Here is a 15,135-nt window from a genome sequence, read left to right on the forward strand (position 1 = left end):
GAGTGACCGCCTCCCCGCCCGGACCCGACGCCGCCGCGAGCCGCGCGCTCGCGGTGCTCGTCGCGCGGCTGCGGGAGGCCGGGCTCGCCCCCGGAGCGGAGGAGCTCGCCGACACGCTGTGGCTGGCCGGGCAGGTCGCCGGGCGCAGCGGCGCCCGCAAGCTGCGGCCCGCCGAGCCCCTGCCGCCGCCCGGACCCGGAGGCGGCGGCAGCCTGGGCGGCCAGTCGATGCTCCGGCCGCCCGAGCCGCGCCTCGACACCGGCTCGGCACGGGTGCCCGAACAGGCGGGGCGCGCCCGGCTGTTCGCGCCCACCACCGGCGAGGGCGAACCCGGCGGCCGGGGCGTGCCCGTGCGGGTGCCCGCCGCCGCGGTGCTGCCCGACCCGCTCGGACTGCAGCGCGCGCTGCGGCCGTTGCAGCGCTACCGCCCTCCCGTCCGGCCCGTCCCGCGCCACTTGGACGAACAGGCGACCGCCGAGCGCGCCGCCGACACCGGGCTGCTCGTGCCCGTCCTGCGGCACGCCCGGCGGCGCGCGGCCCGGCTGCTGCTCCTCATGGACATCTCGACCTCGACGGTCGTGTGGGAACAGGCACTTGGCGAGCTGCGGCAGGTCTGCGAGCGCTCCGGGGCGTTCCGCGAGGTGCGGGTGGAGTTCCTGCACGAGGGACCCGGCGGGCGCCCCGGACACGCCGCCACCGCCCGGCCCGGCACCCCGCTCCAGGACCCCGGCCGCCTCAGCGACCCCACCGGCAGCCGTCTCACACTCGTGCTCAGCGACTGCGCGGGACCGATGTGGCGCAGCGGCCGGATGCAGCGGCTGCTCCACCGGTGGGGCGCCCTCGCGCCGGTCGCCGTCGTCCAGCCGCTGCCCCAGCGCATGTGGCTGCGCACCCACCTCCCGGCCCGCCGCGGACTGCTGCACCGGTGCGAAGGGCCCGCCGGGCGGCTGGAGTTCGAGCCCGCGGATGGCGGCCGGGCCCCGGGCGGGGGCATCCCGGTCCCGGTGCTCGCGCTGCGCCGCTCCGCCGTCGAGGGCTGGGCGGGGCTCGTCGCGGGCGCGACCGGACAGTGCCTGGAGGGCGCCGCCGGGTGGGCCCTGCCGGGTCACGCGCCCTCCGGTGCGCCCGTGCGGGCCCGGCAGGAGGTCGGTGGCGCGGAGCGGGTGCGGGCCTTCAAGCGGACGGCGTCGGGACCGGCGTGGCAGCTCGCCGTGTATCTGTCGGCGGTGCCGCCGATCCTGCCCGTCATGCAGCTGGTGCAGCGCGCGATGCTCGCGGGCAGCGGGCCCGAGGTGCTCGCCGAGGTGCTGCTCGGCGGGCTGCTGCGGCGCAGCGAGCGCCAGGCCGAACCGGAAGTCCTCGGCTACGAGTTCCTGGACGGCGTGGAGGCCGCGCTCCTCGACCACCTCGCCGAGGACGACGTACGGCTGCTGCAGAAGCACTGCTCCGACTACCTGGAGCGGCGCTTCGGGCGCACCGTCCACAACTTCCCCGCGACGGCGGTGGCGCTCCTCGGCGACGCGGCCGAGCCGGACCAGCCGGCCGAGCGCGGGGCCACCGCGGACCACCCGGTGCTGCGGGCGTTCGCGGAGGTCTCCGGGGAGGTGCTGCGCAGGTTCCTGCCGCGGGAGCCGGTACGGGTACCGGAGCCGGCCCAGGGGCAGCGCGGCACGCCCGACGTGGCGCCGCTGCGGGAGCGGGCCCGGGAGGCGTGGCGGCAGTACGCCCGCAAGGGGCAGGCGCGTGAACTCGACCGCGCGGTGGGCCTGTTCGAGGCGCTGGTGCAGGCGCAGACCGTGGGCGGCGGGCAGGCGCCGGGCGCGGACCTCACGGAGCTGGGCGAGGCGCTGCTGCTGCGGTGGGCTGTCCGGCGCGATCCCGCCGACCTGCGGGCGGCCCTCGACACGGCCGCCGCCCGCGGCCCGCACGCGCCGCGCGGGGCGCTGCTCTTCGGCCAGGTCCTCGTGGAACTCGCCGAGGAGGTGGAGCGGGCGGGGCTCGGCGCGGAAGTGGTCCCCTCGTACGTGCGCGAGGAGGCCGCCGAGCACGCGGGTGACGGCGGACCGGCCCTGCTGTGGGTCGAGTTCATCCTGCTGCGGGACGCGGTCATCGAGTTCGGCGTCCTCGCGGCCGATGCCGACCTGGACGACGAGGCGGACCTCGGCTGGCCCGCCACGCGCAGCCTCGCGGTCGCGCTCGGGCAGCTCGCGGTGGTCGCGGCGCGGGTGGTGGAGGGCGGCGGCCGGATCGGCGCTGGGGACGCCTACCAGGCCCCGGGGGCGAGTGCGCGCGACGAGGCCGGTCGGGGCCAGGCTCCGGCCGACGGCGGCGGGCTGTCGTCCGCCGCCGCCTCCCGGTACGGCGTGGAGCACGTCGAGAGCGGAGTCGCCACCGGGAGCGGCGAGCGGACGGGCGGGACGGGCGGCGGCGGAGCCGGGTATCCGTCCGGGCGCGGCATGGTGCCGCGGCAGGAGCTGGACGAGGGGGCCGGAGACTTGCCCGTGCCCGGCACCCGCCCCGCCGCCGGGGCGGGGCAGCTGTCCTGGCTCGTCATCCGGCACGACGACAACGGCAACCGCTTCCGCGTGGGCCGGTACGCGACCCGGGCCGAGGCCGAGCGGGTCATGGAGGCCCTCGACCGGCGCGGCCGTGAGCCGCTCAGCGTCGCCGCCGACCGGAGCGCCCAGGACTGGTACGAGCACTACATGCTGCGCGCCGTCGACGCCGCGGGCACCCTCACGGAGGGCCCCGACCCCGCCGACGGCTACCTGCTGCGCGGACGCCACCGGCTGCGCCTCGCCCGCCACTACGACGGGACGGGCGAGGTCGCCCGCGAGACCGCCCTCGACCCCCGCGCCGAGGTCGACGCGCATGCCCTCGCGAGCGACGCGACCGACGACCTGCGCACGGCCGTCGCCCAGGGCAGCCTGGAAGGCGCCGAACTCGCCCAGACGTGGCTGGACATCGCGGACGCGCTCTGGCTCTCGCGGGACGACGAGGCCGACGAAGGGGGCCGGCGCATGGTGCTCGCCGCCCTGGGGGAGGCCCTGGACGCGTCCGGGGACGACGAGGAGCTCACCCTCGTCTGTCACATACGCAAGGCCGAGGCCCACTGGTCCCGCTACCGCTTCACCGACCGCGCCGACCAGCTCCAACTCGCCGTCGAGAGCCTGGACTCGGCGCTCATCCTGGTCGGCGCGGACGACCCGCGCCGCGCCCCGCTGCTCGCCCGGCTCGGGGAGGCGCTGGTCTACCGGGGCCTCGCCGAGAACTCCGCCGCCGACACGGACGCGGCCGTCCGTGCGCTGCGGGATGCGTACGAGTCGACGCCGGGCGACCACCCCGAGCGGGAGGAGGTCCGGATGCACCTGGCGTACGCGTACATCGAGCGCTTCCGGGTGCAGGAGGTCCTCGCCGACCTGTACGAGGCCGACTGGATCCTGAGCGCCATCGTCCGCACCCTGCGCCGCGTCCGCCCGGTCCAGCCGCACCTCCTGCCCGTCTGCTGGCTCAAGCGCGGCGAGGTGGCGACCCTGCTCTCCGCGCGCACCGACTCCCTGGAGCAGCTGCGCCAGGCGGCCGAGTACTACTCCCGCGCCGCCGGGGCCGCCGCAGAGGCCGGGTACGGCGACATCCAGGCCGAGGCGCTCCAGTCCCGGGGCGAGGTCCTGGAGCAACTCGACGACCCCGAGGCGGCGTTGGACTCCTACCGCAGGGCACTGGCCCGCCACGGCGACACCGGCGCGGACCCGGCCCGCGTCCAGGAGCTGGCCGCCGCGGTCAGCCGCCTCGAAGAGCTCCTCGGCGGCCACGCGTGACCACCCCCGCCGATCCCCACGACACACCCCTGCCCGCGATACCCCGGCCGCAGGACACCACGCACCCCGTGTACGCCGCGCTCCTCGGCGAACTCGCGGAGCGCGCGGCCGCCGGGGAGCCGGTCTGCGCCCAGTACGAAGACGCCCCGTGACCCGGCCGTCCGGGGCGCCGCCCGTCCGGCACCCGCGGTGGCCGCACGCCGCTCTCGACCTCAGCGGTCACCGCCCCACGCCCTTCAGGCAGTTCGTCCTGAAGGTCCACGGCCGGTGCAACCTCGACTGCGCGTACTGCTACATCTACCGCTCCCCGGACACCAGTTGGCGCGAGCGGCCCGCGCGCGCCGACGCCGTGACGATGCGGGCCGCGGCCGCCCGCATCGCCGACCACGTCACCGCTCACCGGCTGCGCCGCATCCGCGTCGAACTGCACGGCGGGGAGCCCCTGTTGGCGGGTCCGGGGCCGCTGCTCGACTATGTGGCGGCGGTGCGCGAGGCCGTGCCCGCCGGGTGCGAGGTCGCCGCCACCGTGCAGACCAACGGCACCCTGCTCACCGCCGCCGCGCTCGGCCGGCTCGCGGCCGCCGGGGTGCGGGTCGGGCTCAGCCTCGACGGCGGGCGCGCCGCCCACAACGTGGCCCGCGCCGACCGCGCGGGCCGTCCCGCCTGGCCCGCCGCCCGCGCCGCCGCGCGACTGCTCGCCGCGCACCCCGCCTCGTACGCCGGGATCCTGTGCACCATCGATCCGCGGACGGACCCCGTCGACGTCTACGAGTCGCTGCTCGGCCTCGCCCCGCCCGGCATCGACTTCCTTCTCCCGCACGGCAATTGGGCCACGCCGCCGCCCGGACTCGCGGCCGAGACCCGGCCCGGGCGGTGGCGGCCGCGGCCCACGCCGTACGGGGACTGGCTGGCCGCCGTCTTCGACGCCTGGTGGGACGCGGGGCGGATGCGGGCCCGGGTGCGGCTCTTCCGGGAGATCGCGGCGCTGCTGCTCGGCCTGGACAGCACCGCCGAGGCCGTCGGGCTCTCGCCGCTCGCCGCCGTCGTCGTGGACACGGACGGGGCGATCGAGCAGGTCGACTCGCTCAAGTCCGCCTACCCGGGGGCGCCGGAGACCGGGCTCGACGTCTTCCGGCACTCCTTCGACGCGGCGCTGCGCCACCCGGGCGTCGCCGCCCGGCAGTTGGGCATCGAGGGGCGCTGTGCCGCGTGCCGGGACTGCCCCGTGGTGCGGGTGTGCGGCGGCGGGAACTACGTGCACCGTTACGCGCCCGGCAGCGGCTTCCTGCACCCCAGCGTGTACTGCGCGGACCTGGAGCGGCTCGTCCGGCATGTCGCGGGGCGGCTCACTTCTGCCTCAACAAGCCCTGGCTGACACTCTTTTGACGCACAATTGGGTACCCCCTGCACACACCCGTGCCAGGTTCAGCCGAGGAGAGGTCCGGATGGCGGAAGCGACGGTGGAGCGGCGGCCGCATGTCACCGTGGTCTTCGCGGGCCAGAGCGAGTCGTGGGCCGCCTGGATCGAGCACCAGATCCGCGGCGCGGGCCGCGCGACCGCGCTGGTCCGCTGGAACCCGCTGGAGCGGCCCCCCACTCCCGAGGCGCTCACCGATCTGCTCGCCGCCCCCGGCCGCGTCCTGCTGATCATCGACGACTGGTACGAGAAGCTCGGCGAGGAGCGCTTCCAGGCGTGGGCCGCCGTCCTGCGCGAGGTCCTGCCCGCACACCGCGACCGCGTCGCGGCCGTCAGCGTCACCGCGCAGCCGCTGCCCGTCGCCGTCGTCGCCCTCGCCCCCGTCGAGCTGCGCGGCCTGCGTCCCGAGGTCGCCCGCAGCCGTGTCCTGGAGTGCGCGGGCATCCCCGCCCCGGCCACGCTCGTCGCCCTCGCGCGCGGCCCCCGCTTCCCCGACGACCTGCCCGACGTGTGGAACGTCCAGCGCCGCAACCGGCGCTTCACCGGCCGCACCCGGCTCCTGGAGACCGTCCACGACGCGTTCGGCGCCGCCGGCACCGAGGGCTGCACCCTGGTCCTGCACGGGCCCGGTGGGATGGGCAAGACCCAGCTCGCCCTCGAATACGTTCACCGGTTCGCGGGCGAATTCGACATCGTGTGGTGGGTCACCGCGGTGGAGCGCGTCATCGCCCGTGAGCAGTTCGCCGCCCTCGCGCCCGACCTCGGCATCGAGGTGTCCGGGCAGCTCGACGAGGCGATCCGCGCAGTGCGCCGCGAACTGGCCCGCACGGCCCGCCCCTGGCTGCTCGTCCTCGACGGGGCGGGCCACCCCGACACGGTGGCCGACCTCCTTCCCGAGGGGCGCGGCCGCGTCCTGGTCACCACGCTGCACGCCGACTGGGCGGGGTACGCCGACGCGGCCGTGCCCGTGCCCGCCTTCGAGCGCCGGGAGAGCGTCGCCTTCGTCGGCCGCAGGGCCGCACGGCTCACCGAGGGCGACGCCACCCAACTCGCCGAGGCCGTCGAGGACATGCCGCTGCTCCTCGACCAGATGGCGGCCTGGCTCGACGTCACCCCGACCGCCGACGTACCCGGCTACATCAAGGACATCCGCGGCGGCAAGCCCGACCGCTTCGGCATCATGGAGTCCCGGGACTACCCGGAGTCCTTCCAGGTCGCCTGGGCCAAGACCCTCAACACCCTGCGCGACGGCGCCGCCACCGCCTGGCAGCTGCTCAACCTCCTGGCCTGCTTCTCGCCGGAGGTCGTCCCGGTCCGCCTGCTGCAGACGGCGCGCCACGGCGACCTGCCCCGCCCGCTCGCCGACCTGGTCTCCGACCCCAGCAGCTGGAACACCGCGCTGCGCAGGCTCTCCGAGATCACCTCGATGCGCGTCGAGTACGAGCCGGGCCCCATGGAGACCCAGCGCGTCAGCACCCTGCGCATGCACCGGCTCTTCCACCGCTACGTGGTCGGCATCCAGTCCCCGCACGACCGCCGGCGCTACTCCGAGGCCGCCCGGAAGGTGCTCGTCACCGCCGACCCCCGCGACCCCGCGTCCGCCGCGAACTGGGCGCGCTACGCGGAGCTGATCCCGCACCTGGAGCCCTCCGGCGCCCTGGAGTCGACCGACGACGACGTCCGTGACCTCGTCCTCAACTGCATCGAATACCTGCGCATGCGCGGCGAGGAGCGGGACGGCTGGTGGCTCAGCAAGGAGGCCGTCGAGCGCTGGCGCCCGGTGTCGGGACCCACCGACCGGGCCGTGCTCGTCGCCGTCCACCAGCAGGCCAACATGCTGCGCAGCCTGGGCAACTACCAGGACGCGGAGACCCTCGGGCGCGACATCCTGCACCGGCTGAGCAGCACGGCCGACGTCCGCCCCATCGAGCTGATCCGCGCCAAGGACGGTCTCGGCGGCACCCTGATGGCGCTGGGCCGCTACGACGAGGCGCACGCCCTCTTCGAGGCGGCCGCCGGTCAGGCCGCGGCGGAGCTGGGCGGCGACATGGTGCCGCGCACCCTCGCCATCCGCAGCAACCTCGCCGTCACCATCGGCCTGCAGGGCCGCTATGCCGAGGCACTCGCACTGCACCGCCGCATCTTCGAGGCCCGCGTCGAACTCCTCGGCGGCAAGAACCCGTTGACGCTGCACTCCGCGCTGCGCACCGCCTGGATGCTGCGGCTGCGCGGTGACTACACCGAGGCGCAGCGCATCCAGGAGCACAACTCCCGGCTGCACAGCCAGGTCCTGGACCACAGCCACAGCCAGACCGTGTACGCCGAGCACAACCTCGCGCTGTGCGTGCGCCGCACCGGCGACCCCCGGTCCGCGCAGGCCATGATGCACGAGGTCCGCGAGAAGGTGGTGCGCCGCCGGGGCCGCGGACACCCCGACGCCCTGATGATCACCGGCGACTACGCCATGCTGCTGCGCGGCCTTGGCCACCTGGAGGAGGCCCGGGAGCTGGCGGAGGCCACCGCCCACGGGTACGCGACGCTGATGGGTGACACCCACCCGTACGCGATAGGAACCCGCGACAACGTGGCCACGATCCTCCGTGACCTCGGCGACCACCGGGCCGCGCTCGACCTGTCCCGGCGCACGATGGCGGAGATGGACGCGGCGGTGGGCCCCGACCACCCCTGGGCGGTGGGCAGCGCCCGCAACGGGGTCGCGGCGCTGGCGGCAGCGGGTGAGCCCGAGGAGTCCCGCGCCCTGGCCCGGGACGCGGCCCGGCGCTCGGTGCGCGCCCTCGGCGAGAACCACCCCCTGACCCTGGGGATCCGGCAGGCCCGCCTGGTCCCCGGCGAGACCGGCTGGGACTTCGAGGCCCAGCCGATCTGACGGGCGGCAGCGCGCATACGCCGGGGCCCGGCCCCGAGTCAGTCGCTGACTCGGGGCCGGGCCCCGGCAATCCGTTGGGGTCCGCTCGAGGACTATGCCTCGAAGACCTCACGGATCAGCTGCTCCTGCTCCGCCTGGTGGCGCTTCGCGGAGCCGACCGCCGGAGAGGAGCCGTGCGGCCGCGAGATGCGGCGCAGGCGCTCGCCGTGCGGGATGTCGGCGCCGACCGCCAGGTCCAGGTGGTCGATCAGGTTGAGCGCGATGAAGGGCCAGGCGCCCTGGTTCGCGGGCTCTTCCTGGGCCCACAGGTATTTCTCCGCGTTCGGGAACTTGGCGATCTCCGCCTGGAGTTCCGCACCCGGCAGCGGGTACAGACGCTCGATGCGGATGATCGCCGTGTCCGTGGCGCCGCGCTTGACCCGCTCCGCCTCCAGGTCGTAGTAGACCTTGCCCGCGCAGAAGACGACCTTGCGGACCGCCGCCGGGTCGACCGACTCGTCGCCGATGACCGGGCGGAAGCCGCCCGTGGTGAACTCCTCCGCCTTCGACGCCGCGGCCTTCAGGCGCAGCATCGACTTCGGGGTGAAGACGACCAGCGGCTTGTGGTGCGGGTTGTGCACCTGCCACCGCAGGAGGTGGAAGTAGTTCGACGGGAGGGTCGGCATCGCGACCGTCATGTTGTTCTGCGCGCACAGCTGGAGGAAGCGCTCCGGGCGGGCCGACGAGTGGTCGGGGCCCTGGCCCTCGTAGCCGTGCGGGAGGAGCAGGGTGACGCCGGACGTCTGCGCCCACTTCTGCTCCGCCGACGAGATGAACTCGTCCACGACCGTCTGCGCGCCGTTCACGAAGTCGCCGAACTGGGCCTCCCACATGACGAGCGACTCGGGACGGGCCAGCGAGTAGCCGTACTCGAAGCCCATCGCCGCGTACTCGGAGAGGAGGGAGTCGTAGACGTTGTAGCGCGCCTGGTCGTCCGAGAGGTACAGGAGCGGCGTGTAGTCGTCGCCCGTCTCCCGGTCGATCAGCACCGCGTGGCGCTGGCCGAACGTGCCGCGGCGGGAGTCCTGGCCCGCCAGACGGACCGGGGTGCCCTCCAGGAGCAGCGAGCCGATGGCGAGGGTCTCGCCCATGCCCCAGTCGATCGTGCCGTCCTCGACCATGGCCGCGCGGCGCTGCAGCTGGGGCAGCAGGCGCGGGTGGACGGTGACGTGCTCGGGGATGTTGACCTGGGACTCGGCGATCCGCTTGACGACCTCCTGGGTCACCGCGGTGTTCACCGCCACCGGGAACTCGGCCTGGGCGTCCGGGACTTCGGCCGGGGCGGGCTGCGAGGTGGCCTCGCGGACCTCGGTGAAGACCTTCTCCAGCTGGCCCTGGTAGTCCTGCAGGGCCTGCTCGGCCTCTTCCAGGGTGATGTCGCCGCGACCGATGAGGGACTCGGTGTAGAGCTTGCGCACCGAGCGCTTCTTGTCGATCAGGTCGTACATCAGCGGCTGCGTGAACGCCGGGTTGTCCGACTCGTTGTGCCCGCGGCGGCGGTAGCAGATGAGGTCGATCACCACGTCCTTGTTGAACGCCTGGCGGAACTCGAAGGCGAGCCGCGCGACGCGGACGACGGCCTCGGGGTCGTCGCCGTTCACGTGGAAGATCGGGGCCTCGATCATGCGGGCCACGTCGGTCGAGTACATGGAGGAGCGCGAGGACTCGGGCGCCGCCGTGAAGCCGACCTGGTTGTTGATGACGACGTGGACCGTGCCGCCCGTGCGGTAGCCGCGCAGCTGCGACATGTTGAGCGTCTCGGCCACCACGCCCTGGCCCGCGAAGGCCGCGTCGCCGTGGATCGCGACGGGCAGGACGGTGAAGTCCGTGCCGCCCTTGTTGATGACGTCCTGCTTGGCGCGGACGACACCCTCCAGGACCGGGTCGACCGCCTCCAGGTGCGAGGGGTTGGCGGCGAGGGAGACCTTGATCTGCTCGCCGTCCAGGCCGGTGAAGGTGCCCTCGGCGCCCAGGTGGTACTTCACGTCGCCGGAGCCGTGCATCGACTTCGGGTCGAGGTTGCCCTCGAACTCGCGGAAGATCTGGGCGTACGACTTGCCGACGATGTTCGCCAGGACGTTCAGCCGGCCGCGGTGGGCCATGCCGATGACGACCTCGTCCAGGCGGGACTCGGCGGCGGAGTCGATGACCGCGTCGAGCAGCGGGATGACGGACTCGCCGCCCTCCAGGGAGAACCGCTTCTGGCCGACGTACTTCGTCTGCAGGAAGGTCTCGAACGCCTCCGCGGAGTTCAGGCGGCGCAGGATGCGCAGCTGCTCCTCGCGCTCCGGCTTCGTGGCGTGCGTGCGCTCGATGCGGTCCTGCAGCCACTTGCGCTGCTTCGGGTCCTGGATGTGCATGAACTCGACGCCGGTGGTGCGGCAGTACGAGTCGCGCAGGACGCCGAGGATGTCGCGGAGCTTCATCATCGACTTGCCGGCGAAGCCGCCGACCGCGAACTCCCGCTCCAGGTCCCACAGGGTGAGGCCGTGCTCGGTGATGTCCAGGTCGGGGTGCTTGCGCTGGCGGTACTCCAGCGGGTCGGTGTCGGCCATGACGTGGCCGCGGACCCGGTAGGAGTGGATGAGCTCGAAGACGCGCGCGGCCTTGGTGACGTCGTCGTCGTGCGAGGCGTCGATGTCCTTGAGCCAGCGGACCGGCTCGTAGGGGATGCGCAGGGCCTTGAAGATCTCGTCGTAGAAGCCGTCCTCGCCGAGGAGGAGGTTGGCGACGATGCGCAGGAACTCGCCGGAGGCGGCGCCCTGGATGACCCGGTGGTCGTAGGTCGACGTGAGCGTCATGACCTTCGAGATGCCGAGCTTGTTGAGGGTGTCCTGGCTGGTGCCCTGGAACTCGGCCGGGTAGTCCATGGAGCCGACGCCCATGATGACCGACTGTCCGGGCATCAGGCGCGGCACGGAGTGGACGGTGCCGAGGCCGCCGGGGTTGGTCAGGGAGACCGTGACGCCGGTGAAGTCGTCCATGCCGAGCTTGCCGTCGCGGGCGCGCCGGACGATGTCCTCGTACGCCTGCCAGAACTCGAAGAAGTTGAGCGTCTCGGCCTTCTTGATGCCCGCTACAACCAGTTGGCGGTCGCCATTGGGCTTCACCAGGTCGATGGCGAGGCCGAAGTTGACGTGCTCCGGCTTGACCAGGGTGGGCTTGCCGTCCTTCTCCGCGAAGGAGTAGTTCATCGACGGCATGGCCTTGATGGCCTGCACCATCGCGTACCCGATGAGGTGCGTGAAGGAGATCTTCCCGCCGCGGGCGCGCTTGAGGTGGTTGTTGATGACGATGCGGTTGTCGAAGAGCAGCTTCACCGGGACCGCGCGGACCGACGTCGCCGTCGGGACCTCGATCGAGGCGTTCATGTTCTTCGCGACGGCGGCGGAGGGGCCGCGCAGCGTCACGTACTCGGGACCGGCCGGGGCCTCCGTGGCGGGCTCCGTCTTGGCGGCGGGCTTAGTGGCCGCGGGCTTCGCGGCGGGAGCGGCCGGGGCGGCCTTGGCCGGGGCCGGGGCGGCGGCCGCGGGCTTCGCAGCGGCAGGGGCTGCGGGCGCGGCGGGCGCTGCGGGAGTACTGGGTGCGGCCGGTGCGGCCGGGGACGTGGTCGACGCAGCCCCCGCGGCTGCGTTGCCCGACGGCTTCGCCGGAGCGGCGGTGGCGCCCGCCCCTGGCTTGTAGTCGGCGAAGAAGTCCCACCAGGCACGGTCGACCGAATTCGGGTCCTGGAGGTACTGCTGATAGATCTCGTCGACGAGCCACTCATTGGGACCGAAGGCTGCGGCAGGGTTCTTGCCCTGCCCGGCTTGGTCGGTCTCGGTGGAGATGCTCGAGTTACTGGGGGACTGTGGCGACACGGCGGTAACCGCCCTCTTCCGCTTCACAAGGTGATGGACAGCGGAAATAAAGGCTACGCCCCCAACCTCGCCAGGTGCAGGCCGGGCCCTGCATCCGTCGCGTAAGTCACACTGGATCGTGGGTTTCGGGGCTGTGAATGGCGGGAAACAAGCGAGGTTTCGTACACGTGGGGAGCCGCGTGGGTGTGTCGCCCCGCGGCTGCGTGCCTGACCATCGGCTCCGTCGTGTGCGCGATGCCCGGCCCGGTTCGAACCCTACGTCAAGTTCAGTCTTCGGGCAGGCCCGGAAGGGTGACCTCGATCCGGCAGCCCCGCGAGGATTCGGCCACCCCGATGTGGCCGCCGTGCAGATCGACCGCCCAGCGCGCGATGGCGAGGCCGAGTCCGGTGCCGCCGTCGCTGCCGGGGCCGTGCGGGACCGCGCCCGCGCCGCTGCCCCGGTTGAACCGCTCGAAGACCCGGTGCCACTCCGACTCGGGGATGCCGGGCCCCTCGTCCAGGACCTCCAGGTCGAGCGACTCGGGGTAGGGGCCGCGGCGTGCCCGGACGGTCACGCGGCCGTGCGGCGGGCTGTGCTTGACCGCGTTGTCGATGAGGTTCGCGACGACCTGGTGCAGGCGCTCGGCGTCCGCGTACGCCGTCAGTTCGGGCGGCGAGACGTCGAGGTGCAGATGGACGTCCGTACGGGTGTGGCTGCCGGAGCCGGACGGCATGCCCTTGCGCGCGGAGGCCACCATGTTGGCTTCCTTCAGGACGCCCGAGAGATAGGGCCAGACCTCGAAGCGGCGGGCCTTCAGGGGCACGACCCCGTTGTCGAGCCGGGACAGGTCCAGGAGCGTCTCGACCAGGCGGCCCAGGCGCTCGGTCTGCTTCAGGGCGGTGCGCATGGTCTCGGGGTCGGCCTCCACGACGCCGTCCACGACGTTCTCCAGGACCGCGCGCAGGGCCGCGATGGGGGTGCGCAGCTCGTGCGAGACGTTGGCGACGAGCTCCTTGCGCTGCTGGTCCTGGGCCTCCAGGTCGTCGGCCATGCGGTTGATGGTGGTGGCCACGTCGCCCAGCTCGTCGCGGCGGTCGGCGCCCTGCACGCGGCGGGTGTAGTCGCCGTGCGAGACGGCGCGGGCCACCGAGTTCATCTCGTCGAGGGGCGCGGTGAGGCTGTGCGCCACGAACTGGGTGATCAGGAGCGTCGCGATCACCGAGAAGACCGTGATGAAGCGCAGCTCGGTCTCGGTCTTCATGGCGACCACGAGCAGGCCCGTGGTGATGAAGACCGAGACGACGACCAGAGCGCCGAGCTTGGTCTTGATGGAGAACGGCCTCAGGGCTCCGAAGGGCCCGCTCATCTCGCGGCCGCCCTCACGGAGTGGGGGTCTCCAGCGCGTACCCCACGCCGTGCACCGTGCGGATCCGCTCCGCGCCGATCTTCCGGCGCAGCGCCTTGATGTGGCTGTCGACGGTACGGGTGCCCGAGGCGTCCGCCCAGTCCCAGACCTCGGCGAGGAGCTGCTCGCGGGAGAGCACCGCGCGCGGCGTGTTGGCGAGGCAGACCAGGAGGTCGAACTCGGTGGGCGTCAGGTGCACGTCCTCGCTGCGCACCCGGACCCGGCGCTGGGCGTGGTCGATCTCCAGCTCGCCGAGGCGCAGGATGCCGGAGCGCGGCGTGGTCGCGGCCAGGGCGGCCCGCTCGACCCGCCGGAGCAGGACGTGCACCCGGGCCGCCAGCTCACGCATCGAGAACGGCTTGGTCATGTAGTCGTCGGCGCCGACGCCGAGCCCGACCAGCATGTCCGTCTCGTCGTCACGCGCGGTCAGCATGAGGACCGGCACGGGGCGCTGGGCCTGCACGCGGCGGCAGACCTCCAGGCCGTCGAAGCCCGGCAGCATGACGTCCAGGATCAGCAGATCCGGCTGCCACGCCTGGGCGGTGTCGACGGCCGAGGGGCCGTCGGCCGCTGTCTGCACCACGAAACCCTCGGCCCGCAGCCGCACGGCGATGGCGTCGACGATGGTCGGATCGTCCTCGACCACCAGCACCCGGCGCTGCGCGCCGGGCATCGCCGCCGTGGCGCCGTTGTGGGAGGTGTGTGTCTGCTCCATCGCCCGCCCCTGACACTGATCGCTTGGTGTTCGGTCAGCAGAGTACGGGGCGTGACCGCACCTCGGCTACGCAGCCCTTACGGCGAGGTGGACCACGTCCGGTACGCCCCGGGCAACGGGGATCTCTTCCGTACGTACCTGCTGGAACCCGGCATTCCGTAGAGCGTCGTCGAAAGCGGGCGAGGGCTGCGCGGACCAGACGGCGAGGACGCCGCCGGGTGTGAGGCGGGCCCGGCAGGCGGCGAGTCCGGCGGGGGAGTAGAGGCTGTCGTTGCCGTCGGTGACGGTCCAGTCGGGGCCGTTGTCGATGTCGAGGCAGAGGGCGTCGTAGGTGTCCGCGGACTCCCGTACGTAGTCGACGAGGTCCACGAACCGGATGCTCGTGCGCGGGTCGGCGATCGCCTCGCGGGAGAGGGCGGACAGGGGCGGCCTGGGTCCGGAGCAGTGCCAGTGGATGATCGCGGGCTCGCGCTCCACGACGGTGATCCGGCCCCAGCGCGGGTCGGCGGCCGCGTGCGCGAGGGAGAAGCCGACGCCGAGGCCGCCGATGAGGACGCCCGGTGCGGGGCGGTCGTCCAGGGCGTCGCGGGCCGCGTCGACGAGGAGGCGCTCGGAGCGGCCGTCCGAAGTGTCCATCAGGAACGTGCCGTTGGCGATGATCTGCAGCAGCGCGCCGTGGCGGCGCAGCACGACCTCGCCGTAGGGGCCTTCGCGGCGGTCGAGCACGACCGGGGCGTTGGTGTCTTCGTGCATGCTCCCCATCCTCACCCATGCGGCCGGGTGCGGTCCCCCGCGGTGAGGACGGGGAGAGCCCGCTCGGATCCGCGGGCCGGAGCGACCCTGGACGGGCCGTCGAGCACTTCGCGCAGTGCGGCTTCTCCAGTGCGCTCGACCCGGAGCACTACGACATGACGGCGCGTCTGCGGGCCTACGTGGACCGGCTCCTGAGGTCGCTCACGGCGGACGGTTCGGGGCTGCCCGCAACGCGGGACCGGCCTGAGAGGTTGCTGTGAA

The 15,135-nt window shown here is 73.5% G+C and carries 9 protein-coding genes; 5 read left to right on the plus strand and 4 right to left on the minus strand.

The annotated features are described in order from the left end of the window. Positions 1–2: 2 nt before the first annotated feature. The 4 genes from ACQB60_RS42025 to fxsT all read left to right on the plus strand — a co-directional run bounded on the left by ACQB60_RS42025 (position 3) and on the right by fxsT (position 8,122). Positions 3–3,818, plus strand: a complete 3,816-nt coding sequence (locus tag ACQB60_RS42025) for an SAV_2336 N-terminal domain-related protein (protein WP_496931375.1) — start codon at positions 3–5, stop codon at positions 3,816–3,818. Beyond that, positions 3,815–3,970, plus strand: coding sequence for a hypothetical protein (locus ACQB60_RS42030; protein WP_496931376.1), 156 nt, complete (start codon positions 3,815–3,817; stop codon positions 3,968–3,970). Before ACQB60_RS42025 ends, ACQB60_RS42030 begins: the two co-directional genes overlap by 4 nt. After that, positions 3,967–5,193, plus strand: coding sequence for an FxsB family cyclophane-forming radical SAM/SPASM peptide maturase (locus ACQB60_RS42035; protein ID WP_496931377.1), 1,227 nt, complete (start codon positions 3,967–3,969; stop codon positions 5,191–5,193). Before ACQB60_RS42030 ends, ACQB60_RS42035 begins: the two co-directional genes overlap by 4 nt. Positions 5,194–5,263: 70 nt before the next feature. After that, a complete protein-coding gene (gene fxsT / locus ACQB60_RS42040; RefSeq protein ID WP_496931378.1) occupies positions 5,264–8,122 on the plus strand; it encodes an FxSxx-COOH system tetratricopeptide repeat protein in 2,859 nt (952 codons plus the stop codon). A gap of 92 nt (positions 8,123–8,214) precedes the next feature. Here the strand turns inward: fxsT and ACQB60_RS42045 are convergent, their stop codons facing one another. The 4 genes from ACQB60_RS42045 to ACQB60_RS42060 form a co-directional block, all read right to left on the minus strand. Continuing rightward, entirely contained in the window at positions 8,215–12,021 is a 3,807-nt protein-coding gene (locus ACQB60_RS42045) for a multifunctional oxoglutarate decarboxylase/oxoglutarate dehydrogenase thiamine pyrophosphate-binding subunit/dihydrolipoyllysine-residue succinyltransferase subunit (RefSeq protein WP_496931379.1), read from the minus strand. A gap of 266 nt (positions 12,022–12,287) precedes the next feature. Then, positions 12,288–13,367, minus strand: coding sequence for a sensor histidine kinase (locus ACQB60_RS42050; protein ID WP_496931380.1), 1,080 nt, complete (start codon positions 13,365–13,367; stop codon positions 12,288–12,290). A gap of 13 nt (positions 13,368–13,380) precedes the next feature. Continuing rightward, a complete protein-coding gene (locus ACQB60_RS42055; RefSeq protein ID WP_384842611.1) occupies positions 13,381–14,121 on the minus strand; it encodes a response regulator transcription factor in 741 nt (246 codons plus the stop codon). 66 nt (positions 14,122–14,187) lie between these two features. Then, positions 14,188–14,883, minus strand: coding sequence for a spermidine synthase family protein (locus ACQB60_RS42060; protein WP_496931381.1), 696 nt, complete (start codon positions 14,881–14,883; stop codon positions 14,188–14,190). 8 nt (positions 14,884–14,891) lie between these two features. Between ACQB60_RS42060 and ACQB60_RS42065 the strand changes: the two genes are divergently transcribed. After that, entirely contained in the window at positions 14,892–15,134 is a 243-nt protein-coding gene (locus ACQB60_RS42065) for a hypothetical protein (RefSeq protein ID WP_496931382.1), read from the plus strand. Position 15,135: the final 1 nt, after the last annotated feature.

It is taken from the genome of Streptomyces odontotermitis (assembly GCF_050510915.1).
Lineage (GTDB): Bacteria > Actinomycetota > Actinomycetes > Streptomycetales > Streptomycetaceae > Streptomyces.